Annotated in this window: 18 protein-coding genes and 2 pseudogenes; 10 read left to right on the forward strand and 10 right to left on the reverse strand. The window is 65.1% G+C overall.

The window, feature by feature from the left end; all coding sequences use genetic code 11:
* The first annotated feature begins 7 nt into the window (after positions 1–7).
* From E9536_RS08215 to arsN2, 8 genes are all read left to right on the forward strand, one after another.
* Positions 8–424 carry a DUF4345 domain-containing protein gene (locus E9536_RS08215; RefSeq protein WP_060195724.1) on the forward strand — a complete coding sequence of 139 codons (417 nt, stop codon included), beginning with the start codon at positions 8–10 and terminating at the stop codon, positions 422–424.
* Complete coding sequence (locus tag E9536_RS08220; protein WP_136469680.1) at positions 417–1,529, forward strand: triacylglycerol lipase; 1,113 nt, start codon at positions 417–419, stop codon at positions 1,527–1,529. Before E9536_RS08215 ends, E9536_RS08220 begins: the two co-directional genes overlap by 8 nt.
* Positions 1,530–1,547: 18 nt before the next feature.
* A complete protein-coding gene (locus E9536_RS08225) occupies positions 1,548–2,558 on the forward strand; it encodes a lipase secretion chaperone (RefSeq protein WP_247873426.1) in 1,011 nt (336 codons plus the stop codon).
* 431 nt (positions 2,559–2,989) lie between these two features.
* Entirely contained in the window at positions 2,990–3,766 is a 777-nt protein-coding gene (locus E9536_RS08230) for a Crp/Fnr family transcriptional regulator (protein ID WP_060195728.1), read from the forward strand.
* A gap of 162 nt (positions 3,767–3,928) precedes the next feature.
* Positions 3,929–6,328 (forward strand): EAL domain-containing protein, encoded by a 2,400-nt coding sequence (locus E9536_RS08235; protein WP_136469682.1) that lies wholly within the window; start codon positions 3,929–3,931, stop codon positions 6,326–6,328.
* A gap of 20 nt (positions 6,329–6,348) precedes the next feature.
* On the forward strand, positions 6,349–7,086 hold the full coding sequence (locus tag E9536_RS08240; RefSeq protein WP_136469683.1) for an iron-containing redox enzyme family protein: 738 nt from the start codon (positions 6,349–6,351) through the stop codon (positions 7,084–7,086).
* Positions 7,087–7,203: 117 nt separating this feature from the next.
* Positions 7,204–7,950 (forward strand): response regulator transcription factor, encoded by a 747-nt coding sequence (locus tag E9536_RS08245; protein ID WP_059694783.1) that lies wholly within the window; start codon positions 7,204–7,206, stop codon positions 7,948–7,950.
* Between the two features lie 343 nt (positions 7,951–8,293).
* On the forward strand, positions 8,294–8,728 hold the full coding sequence (gene arsN2 / locus E9536_RS08250) for an arsenic resistance N-acetyltransferase ArsN2 (protein WP_247873428.1): 435 nt from the start codon (positions 8,294–8,296) through the stop codon (positions 8,726–8,728).
* A gap of 30 nt (positions 8,729–8,758) precedes the next feature.
* Here the strand turns inward: arsN2 and E9536_RS08255 are convergent.
* Positions 8,759–8,947: pseudogene (locus tag E9536_RS08255) on the reverse strand (transposase); the annotation flags it as partial.
* Between the two features lie 127 nt (positions 8,948–9,074).
* Between E9536_RS08255 and E9536_RS08260 the strand changes: the two are divergent.
* On the forward strand, positions 9,075–10,016 hold the full coding sequence (locus E9536_RS08260) for a hypothetical protein (RefSeq protein ID WP_124532092.1): 942 nt from the start codon (positions 9,075–9,077) through the stop codon (positions 10,014–10,016).
* Positions 10,013–10,702, forward strand: a complete 690-nt coding sequence (locus E9536_RS08265) for a hypothetical protein (RefSeq protein ID WP_059694787.1) — start codon at positions 10,013–10,015, stop codon at positions 10,700–10,702. The genes E9536_RS08260 and E9536_RS08265 overlap by 4 nt, the downstream gene beginning before the upstream one ends.
* 488 nt (positions 10,703–11,190) lie before the next feature.
* Here the strand turns inward: E9536_RS08265 and E9536_RS08270 are convergent.
* The 9 genes and pseudogenes from E9536_RS08270 to andR all read right to left on the reverse strand — a co-directional run.
* Positions 11,191–11,396, reverse strand: a pseudogene (locus E9536_RS08270) (conjugal transfer protein TraG); the annotation flags it as partial.
* 9 nt (positions 11,397–11,405) lie between these two features.
* A complete protein-coding gene (locus tag E9536_RS08275; protein WP_247873429.1) occupies positions 11,406–13,145 on the reverse strand; it encodes an alkaline phosphatase D family protein in 1,740 nt (579 codons plus the stop codon).
* A gap of 333 nt (positions 13,146–13,478) precedes the next feature.
* The gene (locus E9536_RS08280) at positions 13,479–14,744 is read right to left on the reverse strand and encodes a dienelactone hydrolase family protein (RefSeq protein ID WP_136469685.1); all 1,266 of its coding nucleotides are present in this window, start codon (positions 14,742–14,744) and stop codon (positions 13,479–13,481) included.
* 49 nt (positions 14,745–14,793) lie between these two features.
* Positions 14,794–15,642: an SDR family oxidoreductase gene (locus E9536_RS08285; protein WP_136469686.1), complete on the reverse strand. Its 849-nt coding sequence runs from the start codon at positions 15,640–15,642 to the stop codon at positions 14,794–14,796.
* On the reverse strand, positions 15,639–16,277 hold the full coding sequence (locus E9536_RS08290) for a cysteine hydrolase (RefSeq protein WP_136469687.1): 639 nt from the start codon (positions 16,275–16,277) through the stop codon (positions 15,639–15,641). Before E9536_RS08290 ends, E9536_RS08285 begins: the two co-directional genes overlap by 4 nt.
* Positions 16,274–16,810, reverse strand: coding sequence for an aromatic-ring-hydroxylating dioxygenase subunit beta (locus E9536_RS08295; RefSeq protein WP_060085296.1), 537 nt, complete (start codon positions 16,808–16,810; stop codon positions 16,274–16,276). The genes E9536_RS08290 and E9536_RS08295 overlap by 4 nt, the downstream gene beginning before the upstream one ends.
* Positions 16,810–18,147: an aromatic ring-hydroxylating dioxygenase subunit alpha gene (locus tag E9536_RS08300; RefSeq protein WP_136469688.1), complete on the reverse strand. Its 1,338-nt coding sequence runs from the start codon at positions 18,145–18,147 to the stop codon at positions 16,810–16,812. The genes E9536_RS08295 and E9536_RS08300 overlap by 1 nt, the downstream gene beginning before the upstream one ends.
* Before the next feature lie 22 nt (positions 18,148–18,169).
* A complete protein-coding gene (locus E9536_RS08305; RefSeq protein WP_136469689.1) occupies positions 18,170–19,129 on the reverse strand; it encodes a PDR/VanB family oxidoreductase in 960 nt (319 codons plus the stop codon).
* Positions 19,130–19,231: 102 nt separating this feature from the next.
* Positions 19,232–20,215: an anthranilate 1,2-dioxygenase regulatory protein AndR gene (andR, locus tag E9536_RS08310; RefSeq protein ID WP_059694801.1), complete on the reverse strand. Its 984-nt coding sequence runs from the start codon at positions 20,213–20,215 to the stop codon at positions 19,232–19,234.
* Positions 20,216–20,587: the final 372 nt, after the last annotated feature.

The raw sequence follows: 20,587 nt of genomic DNA on the forward strand, positions 1-20,587 counted from the left end.
AGTTCGAATGAGCAAACGCGCGCTTCAGGCGGCGACCGCCGTGCTTGCGCTGGTCCCGTCGATCACCGGGGTGCTCGGCATGATGGGCATCCACGATCCGTTGTACGCGTCGCTCGGCATCGCGCTGCCGGCCGACGCGACGCTGGACGGCAACCTGCGCTTCTACGCGGGCGTCTGGCTCGGGCTCGGCCTCGCGGCGTTCTCGGTGATCCCGGGGATCGAGCGCCAGGGGCGGCTGTTCGCGACGCTGTGGACGATGATCTTCCTCGGCGGCATCGGACGGCTGATTTCGCTCGCGACGCTCGGCCTGCCGTGGCCGCCGTTCGTCGGCTTCACGGTGCTCGAAGTCGTCGGCGCGCCGTTGTTCATCGCGTGGCAGCGGCGCGTGGCCGCTCACGCAATCTTGGGGAACGCGCATGCATGACATCGACATCGATATCGCGAGACGCGCCGCGCCGGTGCGACGCCTTTGGCGCGCGTGCGCGCGCCTCCTGGCCGGTGCCGCGCTGCTCGCCTGCGTCGGCCTGGCCGCACCCGCGGCCGGCGCGCAGACGGCGGCCGCCGCCGCGCTCGACGACTACGCGGCGACCCGCTATCCGATCATCCTCGTGCACGGCCTGACCGGCACCGACGACTATTTCGGCGTGGTGCCGTACTGGTACGGCATGCAGGCCGACCTGCAGCGGCATGGCGCGACGGTCTACGTCGCCGACCTGTCGGGGTTCCAGAGCGACCTCGGCCCGAACGGGCGCGGCGAGCAACTGCTCGCCTACGTGAAGCAGGTGCTGGCGGTCACGGGTGCGGCCAAGGTGAACCTGATCGGGCACAGCCAGGGCGGGCTGACGTCGCGCTACGTCGCGTCGGTCGCGCCCGCGCTCGTCGCGTCGGTCACGACGATCGCGACGCCGCACCGAGGCTCGCAGTTCGCCGACTTCGTGCTCGCCGCGCTGAAGCTGGACCCGACGGGCATCTCGACGCCGGTGTTCGGCGCGCTCCTGAACCTGTTCGGCGTCTTGACCAGCGACACGCACAACACGAACCAGGATGCGATCGCCGCGCTCGATGCGCTCGGCACGGCGCGAACCACGCGGTTCAACCAGTTGTTCCCGAGCCCGGGCCTCGGCGCCGGTGCCTGTCGCACCGGCGCGCCCGCCGAGACGATCGGCGGCAACGTGCATCTGCTGTATTCGTGGAGCGGCGCCGCATACCAGCCGGTGTCGCTGCTCGGCATCGTGACGAGCGCTGCCGACACCAGCGTGATTCCGGTCATCGATCCGGCGAACCTGCTGGATCCGTCGACGCTCGTGTTCCTGACCGCCGGCAGCGTGATGGCGCTGGCCGGTGCGGGGCCGAACGACGGCTTCACGTCGACCTGCAGTTCGATGTTCGGCACGGTGATCTCGACGCGTTACCACTGGAATCACTTCGACGCGATCAATCAGTTGCTCGGCATCCGCGGCGCGTACGCGGAAGACCCGGTCGCCGCGCTGCGCGTGCATGCGAACCGGCTGAAGCTGCAGGGCGTTTGAGCGATGACGGTCCGGACGATGCTGTCTCGCGCCGCGCTCCATGGCGCCGTCGGCACGCTCGCGGCCGCGGCGGTATGGCATGCGCTCGACCGGCCGGCGGCGTCGGCGCAGGCCGTCGTGCTGCCTGCCGCGCGCGCCGTGGTGCCCGACGCGGCGGTGCCGCGGCCCGTGCCTGCGTCCTCCGACGTCGCGCCGCCCGCGTCGCTGGCGGGGTCGCGCGCGCCGCGCCTGCCGGTCGGGCCGGACGGGCGTCTCGCGAAACGACGGGCGGTGCGGGATTTCTTCGATTACTTCCTGCTCGCGCAGCACGACCTGACGCCGGCCGCGCTCGACGCGCTGGTCGCGCGGGAGGTCGCCGCGCAGCCGATCGGCGCGCCGGCCCAGCGCGAAGCGCTCGACCTGTGGCCGCGCTATCGCGCGTGTCTCGCCGCGCTCGATGCGCAGCCGGGCACCGTGCAGCCCGGCACGCGTATCGATCCGGATGCGATCGCGGGCGAGCTCGAACGACGGGCGGCACTCGCGAGCCGCTGGCTCGGCGATTGGAGCACACCGTTCTTCGCCGACGCGTTCCGGCAGCAGCATGACGACCTCGACCGGATCCGGATTGCGCGCGATCCGGCATTGAGCGACGCGCAGAAGCGTGAACGCCTTGCGGCGCTCGACCAGGCGCTGCCGCCGGACATGCGCGACGCGCACGAGCAGCTCGCGCGGCAGCGCGAGGCGGTCGCGGCGGTTGCACGGCTCGACGCGCGTCGCGCGACACCCGATGCGCTGCGTGCGCAGCTCGGCGCCGACGTCGCCGCGCGCGTCGTGCGGCAGCGGCAGGACGACGATGCGTGGCAGGCGCGCTATCGCGACTATGAGGCCGAACGCGAGCGGCTCGTCGCGCAGCAGCTTGCGCCCGATGCGCGCGATGCCCAGCTCGCGCAATTGCTGCAGCGCGATTTTCCGGATCCGGCGGACGCATTGCGTGCGGCGTCGCTGGGCGCGGACCGCGCGGACATCACCGCTCGCCAGCGCGCGCGGTAGCCGCCCGGCGCCGACATCCCCGGCAAGCGCCGTCATGGATATTCCACGTTCGCCATTGGAGAAGTGTGGGATATGTCACTCAGTCCGCATTATTTCGATGGAGGAATGATTTTTATTTTCAGGATTAACTACATTCCGTCGCATTGGCCGCTATTCGTAATTTTCAATGATTCACCGGGACGGCACCTTTGCAAGGGCAATATTTAAATCGCCGATAATTGATTGACCATGCAAATATCTCAGAGTAACGCCTGAAACTGTCAAATTACTTCATGTAACAAAGCCGGAGTGGCGCGCACGACGGGGCTGCGTGATATCTTTTTGTCCAATTAGACCGTAAGGAAAACGGCAAAACCGGAAAACCGGTTCGTTTCAACGCTGCATGAAGATTCGGTGGCCGAGGGGCAGGAATACAACGTACGAGGTGCACCGTGATACATCAGGCCGACAATGTCATCGAGTTGCCGCATGCGCTTGGTGCCAATCAATTCCTGGCTGCGCTCGACGGAATTAGCCGTGCGGAATTGGCGCCTCATTTGATGCTTTCGAATCTCAAGACCGGCCAGGTGCTGTGCGATGCCGGCGAGAATCTGGAGGCCGTTTATTTTCCGGTGACGGCGGGTATTTCCCTCCAATACACGACAGGCAGCAAGACGACGCTCGGCGTGACGGAAATCGGCCGCGAAGGCATCGTGTGCGACGACGTCATCGGCAGCACGACGCAGCGCCGCGTCGTCGTCTATCACGGCGGATTCGCGTATCGGCTGTATGCGCGCCGTTTCGCCGACGCGTGCGACGCATCGCCGGCGATCAGGCGGCAGGTCTTCGTGCGGATGCAGCTGGTGCTGGCCCAGGCGTCGCAAGTCATGTTCTGCAGCCGCCATCACGTGATGCGGCATCAAGTGAGCCGCTGGCTGCTGATTGCCTACGAGCGCTCGCGCAGCATCGAAATCCCGGTCACGCACGGCATGCTGGGCCAGATGCTCGGCGTGCGCCGCGAGACCATCACCGATACCGCGCGACAGCTCCATGAGCTTGGCGTGATCCATCAGCATCGCGGCGCCATCGTGCTGACGGATCTCGCCCGTCTCGCGGGGCAGGGCTGCGACTGCCATCGGGTCATCCGCGACGAAACGTGCCGCATTCTCGCGATCGATGCCGGTACCGAGGCCGGCGCCGGGTTGTCGCGACGCGTCCGGACGACCTAGTTGCCGGAGCATCCTGCCGCGCGGCCGGCACCGGCGTGCCGCCGCCGCTGAATGAGCGCCGGCGCGCCGCGCGCATGGAAGGGGAGCGGTCCGAACGCAAGACGCGTCGCGACGCGGCTGGCCGGCGGCATCGAGAAGAATCAGAAAAGCAGTCAATCGGGTATGGAAAACATTTCGAAGCTCCAGAGTCAGCGCAGCTCGTTTCACGTGTGGCCATGGAGTCCGGCGCTCGGCATCCTGCCGATCGTCGTCGTGATCGTCGCGCTGGCCGGGTTCGTCGCCGTCAGCCTGATCGTGATCATGTCGCTGCGCGTGTACGTCGGCGGAGAAAGCAGCTGGTCGAAGGCACAGAAGGACGAGATCATCCTGCTGTCCCGCTACGGACAGACCGGCGACGAAAAGCTGTTCGACGATTACCTGGCGGTTGACCGCACCCTCACGTTTCTCGGCGTTGCCCGCCGCGCGATGATCAGCGTGCCGCCGGATCACCGCGTGGCGCGCCAGGCGCTGATCGAGGCGGGCATCAATCCTGTCGATGCGGTGGCGGTGGTGTGGTTCTATCCGATCCTGAGCAGCTTCGCGCGCCTGAACGCAGCGTTGCAATACTGGGAGGACGCGGACCGGCAACTGGTCAACCTGCGCGCGATCGCCAACGCGTTGCGCGATTCCGTGCAGGCGGGCGACGTCCGGCGCACGAGTCGCCTGAACCGCGCGATCTGGGACTTCAATTCGCACATCGAGCCGCTGCCGAAGCGCTTCTCCGACGAACTGAGCGCCGAATTCCGCTCGGCCGTCATCCAGCTGTTCCTGTCGTACGTCGTGGCCTCGCTGCTGATCCTCCTGCTGTCGGTGCGCTGGGCGAGCCGCGCGCAGCGCCAGCAGGCGTCGATGCAGACCGAGCTGGACCGTAGCCAGGCGTTCGCGGAAGCGGCGCTGCGCTCGGTGGCCGACGCGATCGTCACGATCGGCCTCACGCGCAGCATCGAGACCGTCAATCCGGCGGCCGAGCACCTGCTCGGGTCGCCGTCGCGCCTCAGCGTCGGCAAGCCGATCAACGACGTGCTCGACCTGATCGATACGTCGACCGGCATGTCGATCAAGCTGCTCGCGTCGCTCAGCAACAGCGGCGATCACACGTTCACCCGCGATCTCGACCTGATCCGCGTGTGCGGCTCGGCGGTATCGGTGCGCGCGTCGCTGTCGAGAATGGACAACGCCGCGGGCCGCTGCGTCGGTTACGTGCTGATCCTGCGCGACATGACGCGCGAACACCAGTTGATCGAGAAGCTGACCTGGCAGGCGTCGCACGATGCGCTGACCGGCCTGATCAATCGCACGGCGTTCGAGCAGCGCCTGGGCGACGCGCTGACGCACCGCGGCGGCGGGACGTTGATGGTTCTCGACCTGGACGGATTCAAGGAAGTCAACGACGTGTGCGGGCACGCGGCCGGCGATGCGCTGCTGCGCGACGCGACCGCGGTGTTCGCGCGCTGTCTCGATGACGACGACGTGTTCGGCCGGCTGGGCGGCGACGAATTCGGCATCCTGTTGCCGGCCGGCCGCAACGGCGTGCCGGACGACGGCAAGGCGGAGCGCATCCGGGCGTGTCTCGAGGATTTCACGTTCCTGTGGGAAGGCGAGCCGTTCAAGATCAGCGTGAGCATCGGCGTGCTGGATCTCGCCTGTCGGCCCGAGAGCGTCGAGAAGGCGATGCAGATGGCCGACATCGCGTGTTACATCGCGAAGGACCGCGGCCGCAACCGCGTGCATGTCGCCGATTCGCGCGACATGAACTCGGGACGCCAGGCATATCACATGCAGTGGAGCCGCCGCGTGAAGACGGCGCTCGAAACGAATTCGTTCCAGTTGTATGCGCAACGGATCGTGCCGATCCAGCCGGCGCACGGCGCGCAGGAGCGCGCGGAGATCCTGCTGCGCATCCCGGACGCCGACGGCAAGCTGATCTCGCCGGTCTTTCTGCCGGCCGCCGAGCGCTACGGCCACATGACGATGATCGACCGCTGGGTCGTGCGTAACGTGATCCGGCGGCTCGCGCGGCTCGAACAACGCCAGTACGTCGAATACAACGTGAACCTGTCGGCGATGTCGATCACCGACGAGCGCTTCGTGGAGTTCGCGATCGCCGAGCTGTCGGCGTCGGGGCTGGACCCGGCGCTGCTGTGCTTCGAAATCACGGAGACGAGCGCGGTCCGCAACCTGGAGGTCGCGTCGCGTTTCATGTACGAGCTGCGCGACCTCGGCTGCCGCTTCGCGCTCGACGACTTCGGCGCCGGCATGTCGTCGTTCTCGTATCTGCGCCAGTTGCCGATCGATTACCTGAAGATCGACGGCGGCCTCGTGGCGACCATGACGTCCGACAGCATCAAGCGCGGCATCGCGTCCGCCATCAACGACATCGCACACGTGATGCAGTACCGCACCGTCGCCGAGCACGTCGAGGATGCGGCGACGGCCGAGATGCTTCGCGCGCTGGGCGTCGACTATTGCCAGGGCTATTACTTCAGCCGCCCCGCGCCCTGGCAGGAAGGGGGATTCCATTGAACCAAGCGAGGAACGAACGCATGAGTGCTCCATTTGAACTGACCGGCGACCTGATGGACCTGGCGAGCTATCCGGCCTGGCTGCGCGACGTGGTCGGCGCGACCGACGAGCTGAAGGCGCGAATCCGTGCACATCCGGTGTTCGCGGCGATGAGCGGCGGGACGCTGCGCGCGTCGCAACTGCGCGCGTTCTTCGTGACCGGCTGGGCGGTGGTCAGCCAGTTTCCGGAGTACATGGCGATGAACCTGGTGAAGACCGCTGCCTATCGGTCGCGCGGCGAAGAGAAGGCGCGGCGCTATCTGATCCGCAATATCCGCGTCGAGCAGAACCACGTCGATCACTGGGCCAACTGGGCTGCGGAATCGGGCGTGACGATCGACATGCTGCTGCACGGCGATGCGCCGCTGGCCGGATTCGCGCTGAGCCACTGGTGCTGGAAAAGCAGCAGCACCGACGCGCTCGCGCCGAGCATCGCCGCGACCAACTACGCGATCGAAGGCGTGACCGGCGAGTGGAGTGCGTTGCTGTGCGCATCGCCGTATGAACAGCAGTTCGACCCGGCCGTGCGGCATCGCGCGATGCGCTGGCTCAAACTGCATGCCGACTACGACGACCGGCATCCGTGGGAGGCGCTCGACATCGTCGCGACGCTGCTCGGCCAGTCGCCCGCGGCCCGCGACGTGCGGGACGTCGAGACGTCGATCCGCAAGAGCCTGAGCTATTTCCTGACGAGTCTCGATTGCTGCATGCATGTGTAGTCGTTTGCGCCGCGCGCTCGCGGGTTCGCGCAGGCCGCACCCGGCCGTTGCGGCCGGAAGGCGGGCCGGCGTGACGTCGCGATTCGCCGTGCGGGCCGTCGTGCTGGACGATTTTCCATGGCCACCCACGTTCTCGTCGTAGAGCCCGATCCGCGCATGCGTGATCGGATCCGCGCGCTCCTGCGCGGCTGCCAGATCGCCACGTCGGCGCTCGACGATGCGTCGCGGCTGCTGGCGCACGTGACGGCCACGCCGCCCACCCTGATCGTGATGCGGGTCGAACGGCCGGCCACGACGTTCTACATGGCGCTCGGGGCGCTGCGGCGCGCCGGTCACGACATGCCGGTGATCGTGATCAGCCGCGACGCGCAGGTGGTCGACAAGGTCGTTGCGCTCGAAATCGGCGCGGATGACTATCTGGTGGAGCCGTTCGACCCGATGGAACTGATCGCACGCGTGCGCAGCGCGGTGCGTCGCTACGCGCCGAACCGTCCCGCGCCGGTGCGCGAGCCGGTGAACCCCGAATCGTACGCATTTGGCGACATCGAGGTGAATTTCATCACGCGGCGCGCCACCCGCGCGGGACAGGACCTTGGGCTGCGTGCCAGCGAATTCGCGCTGCTCGCACTGTTCATCTCGCAGCCGATGCGCGTCCTGTCGCGTGCGGAGATTCTCGCGCTCCTGGGGCTGAGCGTGGCCGGGCGCTCCGAGCGCGGGCTCGACGTGCTGATCTTCCGGCTGCGCAACCTGGTCGAGCAGGCGGTCGGCGATTATCGCTACATCCGCACCGTGCGCGGGAAGGGCTACATTTTCGTGCCGCTCGGCACGCTGGCGGACGATGTGGATGGGTCCCGGCATGCTTGAGCCGTGTGCGGCCCTGTGGATCGTCATTCTTTTCGAATTCGTCACACCACGCCTTGAGAGAATTCTTTGCTGGGTAGCCCAACGGGCGAATGGTCGGCTTGATGCGCTTCCCGCGTTTCAAGTGCAGATTGACCGACCGCATGCGCTCTTCGCATGAATACATGGCCTACAGTATCGAGTACGGTATAGGCGAGGTCGGCTCGGGGGTGTCGGGATCTCCGTGTTCAAGGCGGGTGGAGCCCCAGGTCAGCCCCTCTTCTTAGAGGCCAGTTCAAAACCCGGCGGGGGAACCACTTACTTTTCCGGCAAGCTGCTACTTTTGGTTGCCTGATTCGATAAGGACATGAAGATGAATATTCGTGAAGCGCAACCAAACGACCTCGATTCGATTAGAAAGCTGCTCGAGGAGAACCAACTGCCGATCGCTGACGTCACCGCTCCGCTCCTGGACGATTTTCTCGTAGCGGATGGCCCGGGTCTCGTGGGAGTGGTAGGACTAGAGCGATTTGGGAGCAATGCGTTGCTGCGGTCGCTCGTTGTTGCCGGTGACGGTCGCTCTCGCGGACTAGGCCAAGAACTGGTCGAGAAAATGGAGAAGAGAGCGAGAGCGACGGGTGTCTCATCGCTGTGGCTGCTGACAAACTCTGCGACGGAGTTTTTTCAGGGTGCGGGATATACGACAGTTTACCGGAATGAGGTTCCGACAGTGATCAAAGGAAGCAGAGAGTTCGCCGAACTTTGTCCAGCTAGTGCCGTTTGCATGTGCAAGCACCTGTGACACATGCCGCTTTTGCTGTAATAGGTTAGATCAAGCAGGTTGCGCCGTGCGCCTCAAAATGTTCCAGCAGACGAGAGCGCAGCTACATTTCAAGAACGCTTCGTGATTGTCGGCTCGGCGATCGAACCGAATGCGCAGACGCCGGAAGTTGTGGAGCCACGAGTGAGTCCGTTCCACTACCCAGCTGAATTTGCCCGGACCGCTGCCATGAAGCGATCGAATAACGACGCCCTGTGTAAAAATCGCTGCATCCTGCGCGGCGTGTGAATCGCGTCTCGCATCCGGGAGACCGATTTGTTTGAGTCAGGCCACCTTGACGACGTCTTCAAACCAGAATGATTTCTGAATGTCCCTCGTATCAATGACAAAAATTACCGAATGGGCTGCCGGACTGACGCTTTCCATTGCTCCGTGGTTAGCCTCCACCGCATTCGCTCAGGCGACAGACACCCAGGTACAGGAAGGCATCATTGGCGGTCAGGCTGTACAACTGATCCTGCGTCTCGACAATCACGGCCCCAGCCTGAGCGGCTACGTATTCGAACAGAACGGCGGCCTGCTGTTGCCCCTGGAGGAAACGCCGCTGGCGGATAGTCCGGAGGCGGCTCCCGATCTGTCGATTGACGTAACTGATGCGAAGGGGCAGCCGTTCGCGATGTTGATGCTGCGTTCTTTCCGCTGGACGGATCATAAGCTGGCCGGAGACTGGGTGGACCTGAGAAGCCGGGTCCGCACCGCGTTCCAGTTCAAGCAGACGGCCATGTTCGGGAGCGGCTATGCCGCCGTGGCCTACGATGGCGATCTGCTGCAGGTCGGGAAAAGTGGTCCGTATCTGTTCCGCGTACACGCGCACAAGGCTCGTGGCGAATTTGGCGGCCTGGTGGATCGAATCGATGTCTACGATCGCGCCAGTGGCAGCAAGATTCAGACACTGGATCACCTGCAGCTGGACTTCAACTACACCGACACGCTGGAGTTCGACGATTACAACGGAGACGGGCATACGGACTTCCGTGCATCCCGGCTCGCTATCGACGGCAGCGGCAATCGCTCCACGGGCAGCCGGAGCTACTTCCTGTTTCTGAACGGCCAGTTTCGCGACTTCACGCCGCTCGACAAGCTGGAAGAGGATGGAACGCCCTGGTTCCTGCCCCACGGCCGGATCGACGTCCGGCAGGAGTCCAACATCGACTATCGCAACCGTCTCGCGACCTGGAACCACTACCGGTTCACGTCGCCCGGGACACTGACATTTACCGGCAGCACCCAGGGGCCAATGAACCGATGATCAAGCACCTTAAAGCCGTCGTGGCATTGTCGGGCCTGACCTTGTCGGGACTCGGCGCACCGGCCGCCCAAGCCGCTTCCCTGTTTCAAGGGACCATTGGAAAGCAACCCGTTACGTTGTACCTGTCCCTCGTCAATACCGTGACCACGGGGGTCTATTTCTACGACCGGCACCGCACCCCCATCCGGCTCAAGCCCACGATCTCCCATACGTCGGGGGACACCCACATCGATGAGCTCGACGCCGACGGGCTGCCGGCCGCCCGGCTCGCACTGCCGAGCGATATCAATCCGCCCAAGTCGTACGATGGCACCTGGGTCAGTTACCGCACCGGACAGAAACTGCCCATCCATTTGAACCTCGTCGCCTACAGCGCATACGGCGCCGAGCCGGTTCCGATACTTCAGGCGGCATCCACGGATCGCTGGTATTTCGTCATTCCATCGATCGCCACGCTCGATCGCGTGATCGAGGTGCGGGACAAGAAAACCGGCGATCTCGTCCAGGCGCTGACCCCCGCTCATGGTGCGTTGTGCGATTGGGGCATCGATACGGTGAAGGTGAAAAAGGACGGACCTGCGCCGGAGTTGAGCGTGGCGGGGGTAACGGTCGAAAACGGCGCGTGTGTGGGGGCCGCATTTGCGTGGGATCCTCAAAAGCAGGCATTTCGGGAAGTGCGTCCGTAACTCGGGTCCGGGGAGCAAAGGAACAACCAACTCACCTAAGCGGGCATGTTGCCCGTCAGGCAAGCGATAGCGGGATTTGTCGGCGGAGGGCATTGCATTCCCACATGCGGAGCCTGTCCGCAAGAGGGCCGGGCAACGAACGCCACTCGATCGTGTGCGATCCATCAGCGACGCCCCTCGGCACAACTCGCGCCATATGCTGAGCATTCGGAGAGGTTGCGCAGAGCACTGCTCACGATAAGGCAGCTAGCGACGTCCCATTGAAGGATCGGGGCGTTTGATCATTGGCATGGCAAGCGCCGCGCTTGCGCAGTTCGGCGTGCGGTCGAGCGGCCAGCGTAGCCATGCGCTTTTGCCGGCAGGCAGCGATGTCCTGATCTTGGGCTGGAGATGCCCCCGCGGCTAAAAGCACACTGGCGCCGAGTATCAGCCTGGAGGTGTGCATTGTGAATCCAGTGAGTCGTTTTCACGGAATTCCAGCTGCGCGTCGCCGCGACCGACGCACCGGTGACGGCGCGCGAGAGCGCGTGCATGAAGGCCCACCAGCCCCCCACCTTGATGACTGGTTGTTGAGTGAGGTGAAGGACTGGGACCAGCCCGTGTGGATGGGTAGCGGTACCTTGACCTGGCATTGGGCCGAGCGCGAACGGTCGTACTTGATGGTGTTGAGATCGGCGTCAGCGAACGAGACTCCTTGGCGAACTCAAGCCACGATCTTGCGATTGGCCGCGCCCGGCAGGACACGCAGGCGCCTGTCAGTGATGGCCCGGTAGTTCCGGCTGGTAATCGTGTCCACGTAGGTGAATTCGGCCACGCACTCATCGCGCGTCGCGGTCAGCACGACGTAGCCACGCCGCGAAGTGTCGCAATACTTCAGCGGTTCCACCAAGTTCGTCAGAGTGGCACTCAGCGCGGCTGGCTTCACGTTGGTTATGGATTGCTCCATACCGGGCGAGCTCACCGATGGGGTGGCGAACTCGACGCCAACCTGGCGGCCCTGTCCATCGAGCAGGTCGCTGGCCCAGGCATTGTGCGAATCGCCAGCCAGTACCACGAGGTTCTTATCCAGATTGCGCGCCATCTCCAGCACGGTTTCGCGCGCAGCCGGGTAGCCGTCCCACGAATCCAGGCTGGCGGGAATGGAGGGCGCCTTCAGCACGGCCAGCTCCTCTGGCGTCAGCGTCTGCGGCGCGGTTTGCGCCTTGGCCGCAATCTCCATGTACCTGATCAACGACACACCTCCCACGCCCATCATTCCAAACAGCAACGGAGACGGTAACTCGAGGTGGCCCATCAGCACCTGTTGGCCCAGCACCTGCCAGGTGGCGGTGGAGGCAGCCATCTGCTTGGCCAGCCAGTTGGTCTGAGTGGTTCCGAGCAGTTGGCGTGCCGGGTTGCCGATGGCGCTGGCGAAGCCGGCCGCGTCGAACCCGGCCTGGGTGACGTAGTTCGCGTAGGAGAGCTGCTTGTCGCGAGCAATCGCGCGAGTGTCCAACATATGCAGGGCCAGCAGGCCGCCAAAGTCGAAGCTGCGGTAGATCTGCTCGGCATTGGCACCGCTGCGAATGGGCATCCATTCGTGGTAGGCCTGGATGGCAGCGGCCTTGCGCGCCGCGAAGTCGCCTTCTGCGGGCTGGTGATTCTGCGCGCCGTCGCGCCAGGTATCGTTGCTGAACTCGTGGTCGTCCCACACCGCAATCATGGGCAGGGCGGCGTGTAGCGCCTGCAGGTCCGCGTCACCGCGGTACTGTGCGTAGCGGCGACGATAGTCGTCCAGTTTCACGATCTCGTGGGCAGGTTCGAACAGGCGGCCGAGCTCAGCCGCCTGCGGGGCTACGGCACTGATGTCTTCACGCGAGTATTCATAGATGTAGTCGCCCAGGTGCAGAACGGCGTCCAGGTCGTTGCGCTTGGCCGCATCGGCATAGACATTGAAGAAGCCGGACGGGTAGTTGGAGCACGATAGCACTGCCAATCGCACCTGAGAGATGCCTGCCTTCGGCAGCGTTCGAGTGCGGCCAACCGGAGAGAGCTGGTCGTAGGCCTTGAAGCGGTACCAATAGCTGCGCCCGGCCGACAGGCCCATGGCATCGATCTTGACCGTGTGGTCGCGCGCAGCCGAGGTGCGCGCCTCCCCGCTGGCGACGATGTTCGTGAAGCCCGCGTCACTGGCGACCTCCCAGCGCAGGACGATCTCCTGGCTGGACTCGGTGCTCACGCGTGTCCACAGGATCACTCGGTCGGCCAATGGGTCACCGCTGGCCACGCCGTGCGCGAACGCGACCTTCGGGTTGCCACTGCCTCCGAAAGAGCCGCCGTCATCCCCGCCGCCGCAGCCGGCCAGCGCCACCCCGCTGATGGCAACCGCACCCAGTGCGACCTGGCGTACGAAGCGGCGGCGCTCAGGCTGCGGGGGCATGGCCTCGGCCAGTGGGTTGATCATTGGATTCTTGGTATTCGACATGCTTGAGCCTCCCTCACAAAGAAGCCCGCAAGCTTGCCGATGGCGAGTGACGCGACAATTACAATCGCATTACTTACAAATTACAAAAATGCTTCGCGCATTGGAGCGTTGCTGCGCTTTACGTGAAGGCTCCTGCGAGCATGCTTCCTATAGGGCGCCGCGTTGTACGGAAGCCATGACCGAATCCGTTTTCCAGGTGCGCCGCCTTCTTTGGCGGTATGCGGGAGCCATTTTCTCGAGCTTCGATTGGGCTGAAAATTCCAGGGCAGGTCAGGTCTTGTTCGGCGTTGGCGAGGGCCTGCCCATGGATGTTCAGACGCGGCGCTTCTTTCCGATAACAATGTCATACCCGGATCGGGCCGGTTCGCTCTCGCGCCAGCGTGCCATCAGCGTATTCGACGGCAACGTCTCGTCGCGCAGCTTGCGTGCGACGTCGACGCCGGCGACCGGTAACCCGTGTGGATCGAGCAACCCGAGCTGGACGAGCACGCTCGCCTGGTCCCAGTAGATGTGTTCGTTGTAGAGCTTGGGCCCGCGGAATGCGACGACGACGACCATCGGAATCTCCACACGCTTGCCGGTCGGCGCGACGCCGGGCAGCAACCAGTCGATCTCCCGGTCGTGCGTAAACGTCAGGATGAATTCGTCCACCATGCGATCGACGCCGATCACGCGCGAGATCGGCGCCATCGCCATGTCAGCCGGGTTGTTGTGGACGAAATGGTGTGTGTAGAAGCGCTTCAGTTCCGTGTACCCGGTGCCGCCCGTCATGGTCGGCACGTGATTCACGTACGGCTCGGGCACCATCGTCCGCATCGTCTCCTCGGGATCGCGCGCGGCGAACTCCAGATGGAAGTGGTGATCGGCGAGTGCACCCAGGTCGTAGTCGGGGCCGAGCTCCTTGCGAAACACCGCGAGGCTGCGTGTATGCGCGGACATCGCCGCCGCCTTGACGAAGGTCGGGCCGTTACGGCTGAATGCGTGGCCGGCGCCCTCGTAGACGTAAAGCTTCGCGTTCGGCTTGCCGTCCAGCGCCGCGCGTATCGCCGTCACGGTCTCGGGCGGATTGAGCGGATCGTCGGCGCCGAAATGCAGCGCGAGCGGGCACGCGATGCGCTCGGCCAGTTCGAGCGACTGCTCGATGCCGACGCCGTAATAGCCGACCGCACAATCGACGTCGCCCTGGGCCGCGGCGAGCCAGGCGAGCTTGCCGCCGAGACAGAAGCCGAGCACGCCGACCCGGCCGGTCGATTCGGGCAACGTGCGCGCATGGGCAACGGTCGCGCGGATATCGTCGACGGCGCCGGTCACATCGAGGCGCGTGTAATAGTCGAATGCTTTGGCATGGTCGGCTTCGCCGTAACCGAGTTCGATGTTCGAGCCGAACGGGTGGAACAGGTCCGGTGCAATGACGACATAGCCCTCGGCCGCATAAAGATCCGCCACTTCTCGGATCTCGGCGTTCACGCCGAATATTTCTTGCAGCAATACGATGACCGGGCCACGGCCGGCTTCCGGTAGTGCGAGATAGGCGTCGAACGCCGTGTCGCCCCGAACTATTCTGATGTGCTTCGTCATGGATGAAGTCCCGATGGAGTAGGGGGAGGAATGCGAGCCGAACGGTTCGCTACTGCGCTGCGTGCCGCTCGAACCATTCGCGCGGCGAGCGGCCCTGATCCGGCCCCAGGATAGAAAAACCGCCGTCGACGGGTACGTCGATGCCGGTGAGCCACGATGCATCGTCCGAGCAGAGAAACGCGACGATGCGCCCGATCTCGTCACCGCGACCGACGCGGCCCAGGACGTGCAGCGGCCGGCCGACGCGGTCCGCGACATCGACCGACCCGCCCGCGAGCCGTTCCAGCGATGGCGACCACGTCCAGGCCGGCGATACGCTGATTGCCCGCAGGTCGCGCGGCGCCAGATCCACGGCGAGGTTGCGCGTCAGCTGCAGCAACGCTGCCTTCGACGCCGGATACAGCGCGCGCCCGGCCGCTCCGAACTTGCCGCCCACGCTGCCGAGGTTGACGATCACGCCGCGTCGCCGCAGATGCGGCGCGGCTTTCTGCGCCAGGATCGCCGCCGACACGAGATTGACGTCGAGCAGGCGCGACCATTGTTCGCGCGTCGACGCGAGGCCTGCGTCGTCGTAGCTGCACGCATTGTTCACGACGATGTCGAGGCCGCCGAAGACGGTAAGGGCGGTCGCGATCGCGCTGTCGAGTTGTGCGTCGTCGGTGACGTCGGTGCGTGCAAAGTGCGCCGATGCGCCGATCGACGCGGCCAGCGCGTGTCCCGCATCGACATCGAGCCCGGCGATCAACACGCCAACGCCTTCGTTCGCGAGGGCGCGCACAATGTCGGCGCCGAGCCCTTGCGTCGCGCCGGTGACGATCGCGACCTTGCCCGCGAGACGCGCGCGCGGGCTGGCCGGACTCGTCTGCGAGGACGATTCGGGAGAAGGCGAAACGTTCATGCGCCCTCCGTTTGCGCCGCGCGGCCGAACAACTCGGCCACACTGGAAATGCCCGCGATCAAGCGCATCGACTCTATCGATGCATCGTGCTGTCGACGATCCGCGCACGCGCAGGCATCAGCCGCGACGGTCACGCGATAGCCGAGATCGGCGGCATGGCGGACAGTCATTTCAACGGTCGAATGCGTGGCGACGCCTGCGACGATCAGGTGACGCACGTCGTGCGCCGCGAGGATCCGTTCCAGCGGCGTACCGATGAAGCCGCTCGTACATTGATGATGGATGACATGGTCGAGCGCGCGCGCCGGATCGGGTTCGAGCGTCGGGTAAAACTGCGCGCCCCAGCTGCCGTCGCGCAGCGCGCCGAGCTCGGCCGTGCGCACGAAAATCGGCGCATTGCGCGGCAAGTCCGCGTAATCCTCGCGGAAGGCGATGCGGACATGCGCAATCGGCAAGCCGAGCCCGCGCGCGCTGGTGATCAGCGCGCGGGCCGCGTCGAGCACCACCGCGCGGTCGGGTTGATCCGCGTCGAAGCCGACGCGAATCTTGCCGCGCGGGTCGAGCACGTCGTTCTGGTAATGCAGCGCGATTACGGCGGTGCGCGCAAGCGGTATCGGCAGCGATGCGGCGTTCACACGAATACCTCCAGGTTCGCGAGCGCATCGGTCGAGTTGATGAGATCGACGCGCTTCAGATAGATCTTCCAGTCCGGGCCGCTCGTATCGAGCTTGTGCGTGACGAGCCCGGCGAGCGTGCGCTGCCCGATCCGCCATTCGTTGACGATCTGTGTCGAGTGGACCACCAGCCGGCCGGCCGCATCGCGGCCGTCGACGATCACGTTGCCGACGACGCGCGCGGTGCGCGTCGTCGGCTGCTGCGACCAGTTGCGCCGGTTCGTCACGCGGGCCGCGCGCACTTCGCGCAGCGTCGCATCCTCCCAGAAGAGCGAGATATGGTCGCGCGGATTGGCTTGGCCCGGCTCGTGTGGCAGCCAGTACATCCCGTCGGGCGTCCACGTGTCGAGCCAAGCGTCGAATGCGCGCGTGTCGAGCAGCCGCGCCTCGCGAAACAGGAACTGTGCCGCCTGCGCGTGCAGCGCGGCGTCGAAGGCGAGGGCAGGGGCGTCGACCACGACGGTCGACAGATCGAAAGCCGGATCGTGCAGCATCAGGCGTCTCCTTCGCGCGTGCGCGCCGTTGGGGCGGCCTCGTCGACCATGAAGCGTTTCCACGCGGCGAACTGGTTGCGCATCGGCAATTCGCTGGTGCCGTTGATCGACACGAAGCCGTCGTCCGTCGCGCGATCCGTGCCCGCGTAGCGATGCATGCTCACCCACTCGCCGCCGCGGGTCTGGTTGCCTTCCTGGCAGCGCGCGTAGACTTCGACGTCGTCGGGCATCACGTTCGACGACGGCGAATTGATCACGTTCGCGTAGGTCAACGCGCGGTCGAACACGGCATCGGGCGCGCCTTTCAGGCGAAACAGCTGGATTTCGACCAGCGTCCGGTCCACCGCAATCGGACGAATCACGCGGAACTGCTGAAACACCGTATGCGGGGAACCGCTGCCGTAGATCACGGTATTGTGGCGGTTCATGCCGAGAATCCGGCGTGCGCGTTCTTCGCCGTAAACCTCCGCGAGCACCGCGAAATGCGCGCTCGACACCGAATCGCGTTCGGCAGCCGCCGGGTCGAAAATACCTTCCATGTAGCCGTGGCCGTATGCGTACGCGCGCAATTCCAGTTTTTCCCAGAATTCATACGGCTCGCCGTTCCCGTCCATGATGAGCAGCTCGAACGGCATCGCGCCCATCTCCGCGGCCTGCGCGCGGGCCGACACCACCGACGATTCGTGGGTGACCGGCGCATGCATCGTGTCATGCAGGTTCTCGTAGAACACTTTCCAGTTCGAGCGCTGCAGGACGCGGAACACCCCCCCCGTGACTTCGACCTCGCCGACCGGGGAGCGGTCGCACAGGTTGTCGATCGACGACACGACGCCGTTCAGGAACGTCCGCAGATCCGGGCCATCGTTGCTCTGGCTGGCGAATACGAAGCCGCGATAGCTGTCCACGCGCGCGACGCGGCGCATCGAGAAATCCGGATGCTTCGGGTCGAAGCAGGTGTTCTGCAGGCCGTTGCGCAGCGGCGCAGACAGGTGCGTGCCGTCGTGCCTGAACGTCCATGCATGATATGGACACCGGAAGAACTTCCCGACCGAGCCGTCGCCGTCGGGTACGACTTTCGCCCCCTTGTGCGGACACCGGTTGTAGATCACGTGGATCGTGCCGTCGGATGCGCGCACCATCACGACGTCCTGGTCGCCGATACGCGTCGTGTGATAGTCGCCGGCCGTCTTGACCTGGCTCTCGTGGCCGACGTAGATCCACGCGCGGCCGTAGATCCGCTCCATTTCCAGCGCGAAGATCACCGGATCGGTATAGAGGCGCTTGTGCACGCTGTCGGGGCGCACCAGCCCGGCCAGTGTCTCGTTGGTAACGCTCATGGGAGTACCTCGAAGGGAAGGGTCAAAGATCCAGCACGAGATGCGCGCCATGCGCGCGCGACACGCATGGACAGAACGCGCCGCTCGCGTGGTCGTCGTCGCTCAGGCAGATGTCGCGGTGATCGGGGTCGCCGTCGAGCAAGCGCACCGCGCACACGCCGCAATCGCCGCGCCGGCAGTCGTAGAGCGGATCGAGGCCGGCTTCGATCATCGCGTCGAGAATCGACGTGCCGGGTGGCACGTTCAGCACGTGCCCCGTACCGGCGAGACGCACTTCGACCGTGGCGTCTTCCACCGTCGCGATCGGCGCGGCAAAGCGTTCGCAATGCAGCGCGTCGTCGCCCCAGCCGAGATGCCGCGCGGCCGCGAGCGTCGCCTCGATGAGCCCGGCGGGGCCGCACACGTACAGATGCGTACCGCTCTCGGGCGCGCCGATCGCGTCGGCCAGCGGCAGGCCGCGCGACGGTTCGCCGTCGTCGAACCAGCATGTCGCACCCGGTAGCGTGGCGACCTCGTCGCGATAGGCCATCGACATCGCGTCGCGCGCGGCGTAGTGCAGCGTGAACCGCCGCCCGCTGCTCGTCAGTTCGCGCGCCATTGCGAGAATCGGCGTAATGCCGATGCCGCCGGCCACGAGCAAGTGCCGGCGTGCGTCCGCGACGAGCGGAAAATCGTTCCGGGGCGGATCGATGTCGAATTCGTCGCCGGGCGCACAGGCGTGCATCCACTGCGAACCGCCGCTTCCGGCTGCTTCGCGCAGCACCGCGATTTCGTAACGGTCAATCGAATCGGCGCTGCCGCCGGCGTTCACGAGCGAATACGCGCGCCGTCGCGAACGAGGGGAGAGCGGCACGTGCACGCCGATGTGCGCGCCGGCGGCGAACCCGGGTAGCGGGCCGCCATCGGCGGCGACGAGATGCAATCGGCGGATTGCGGGCGTCAGTGCATCGATGCGCTCGACGCGGATTCTGAGCAGGGACATCCAGCGGCTCCGTTGAATTCAGAGGAGTCCACTGTATGCGGGCGAATGTGCCGAGAATATCCGGCGATCGCAGCGCCTGTCCGGCGCGCGCAGAATTTCCGCTCAGGCGGCGGACTGGCGCGCGCGCCGCAACGTATCCGACGGCGATTCTCCGAACGTTTCGCGGTACAGGGCGGCGAATCGGCCCAGATTCGCGAAGCCGCAACAGAGCGCCACGTCGGCCACGCGATCGGTGTCGCGGCCTTGCCGCAATCGGTCGCGTGCGTGTTCGAGACGACGCTCGCGGACCAGCTGCATCGGGCTGCCGCGCGAAAAGCGTTGAAACCCGTCGAGCAGCGTGCGCACGGGCACGCCGGCCGCCAGCGCGATATCGGCTAGCGTGATCGGCTCGCACGCGTGCTCGGCGATATAGGCTTCCGCGCGCTTGACCGTGCGCGGCACGAGCGCCGTTCCGCCGGATCGCGCCTGGCAGTGATGCGGCTGGCCGGCGAGCAGGAGCGAGATCACGAGCCGCTCGAATTCGAGCGCGATGCGGCGGTCGCGCTGCGCGAGCGCGACGGTCTCCGGCGACGATGTCATGACGCGCAACTGCATCAGCCACGGCAAGAGTTCGGAGCGGGAAAGGTCGAGCACCGGCTCGATCTGCAGATGGTCGTAGCCGGTGTGAGACAGGATCGCGTGCTTGTCGACGCGCACGAAGAACTGCTCGCAGTCGCGAGAGAACGTGGCACCGAAATGGCTGGCCGGGCTCACGATGACACCCTGCGCCGGCCCGACGATCATGCGCCGGCCGCCGACGCTCACGTCCGCATAGCCGCCGAGGCTCAGGATCGCGAGATAGTAATCCTCGATTTCGCCGGCATCGACGCCCATCGCGACGTCGTAACCGATCGTGCCGAACCCGACACTGTCGATCCGCACGTAGTCCATGTACGCGGAATAGCCGCCGCGCGAGCTGCCTGGGATGAGTCGATGCGGCTGCAGCACCGCGGCGATCCGTTCCCGCGTGTCGTCGATATCGACCGACTCGAAATAGCGGTATCGACGGAGCTGGGTCGGCTCGATCGGCAAGGAAGCATTGGACATGGCGAATCTTCTTTGCGTATGCGGGGAAACCCGGGGGCGATGTTGGACGATCGCCGCGGTGTTCCGGGTCACGTCCACTGTACATGTTTGCAGCAAGGTCAATAAAACGGCCAGTAACGGCCTCTGGATACTTGCGGGAATTGGACAGGCGGCCGTGTGCGATTGCGTTTACCGGCTAGATGGTGAGCGGAGGTCGAACAGCTTACGCGGCCCGAAAGCGGACATTTCAATCTAGCCGCTACAATACATGTCATACCCGGATTCAGATGTCCACCTTCCAGCCATTTAGAGATGTCCGGTTCTAAGGTTGGTTTTGCTGCGTTTCTTTCTTCGCTTTAACCGTTACGCAGAGTCGAAGGTCGGCGCCTGAAC

Origin of the sequence: Burkholderia sp. LS-044, from assembly GCF_004803625.1 — a bacterium.
In the GTDB taxonomy this organism is placed as follows: Bacteria; Pseudomonadota; Gammaproteobacteria; order Burkholderiales; family Burkholderiaceae; genus Burkholderia; species Burkholderia cepacia.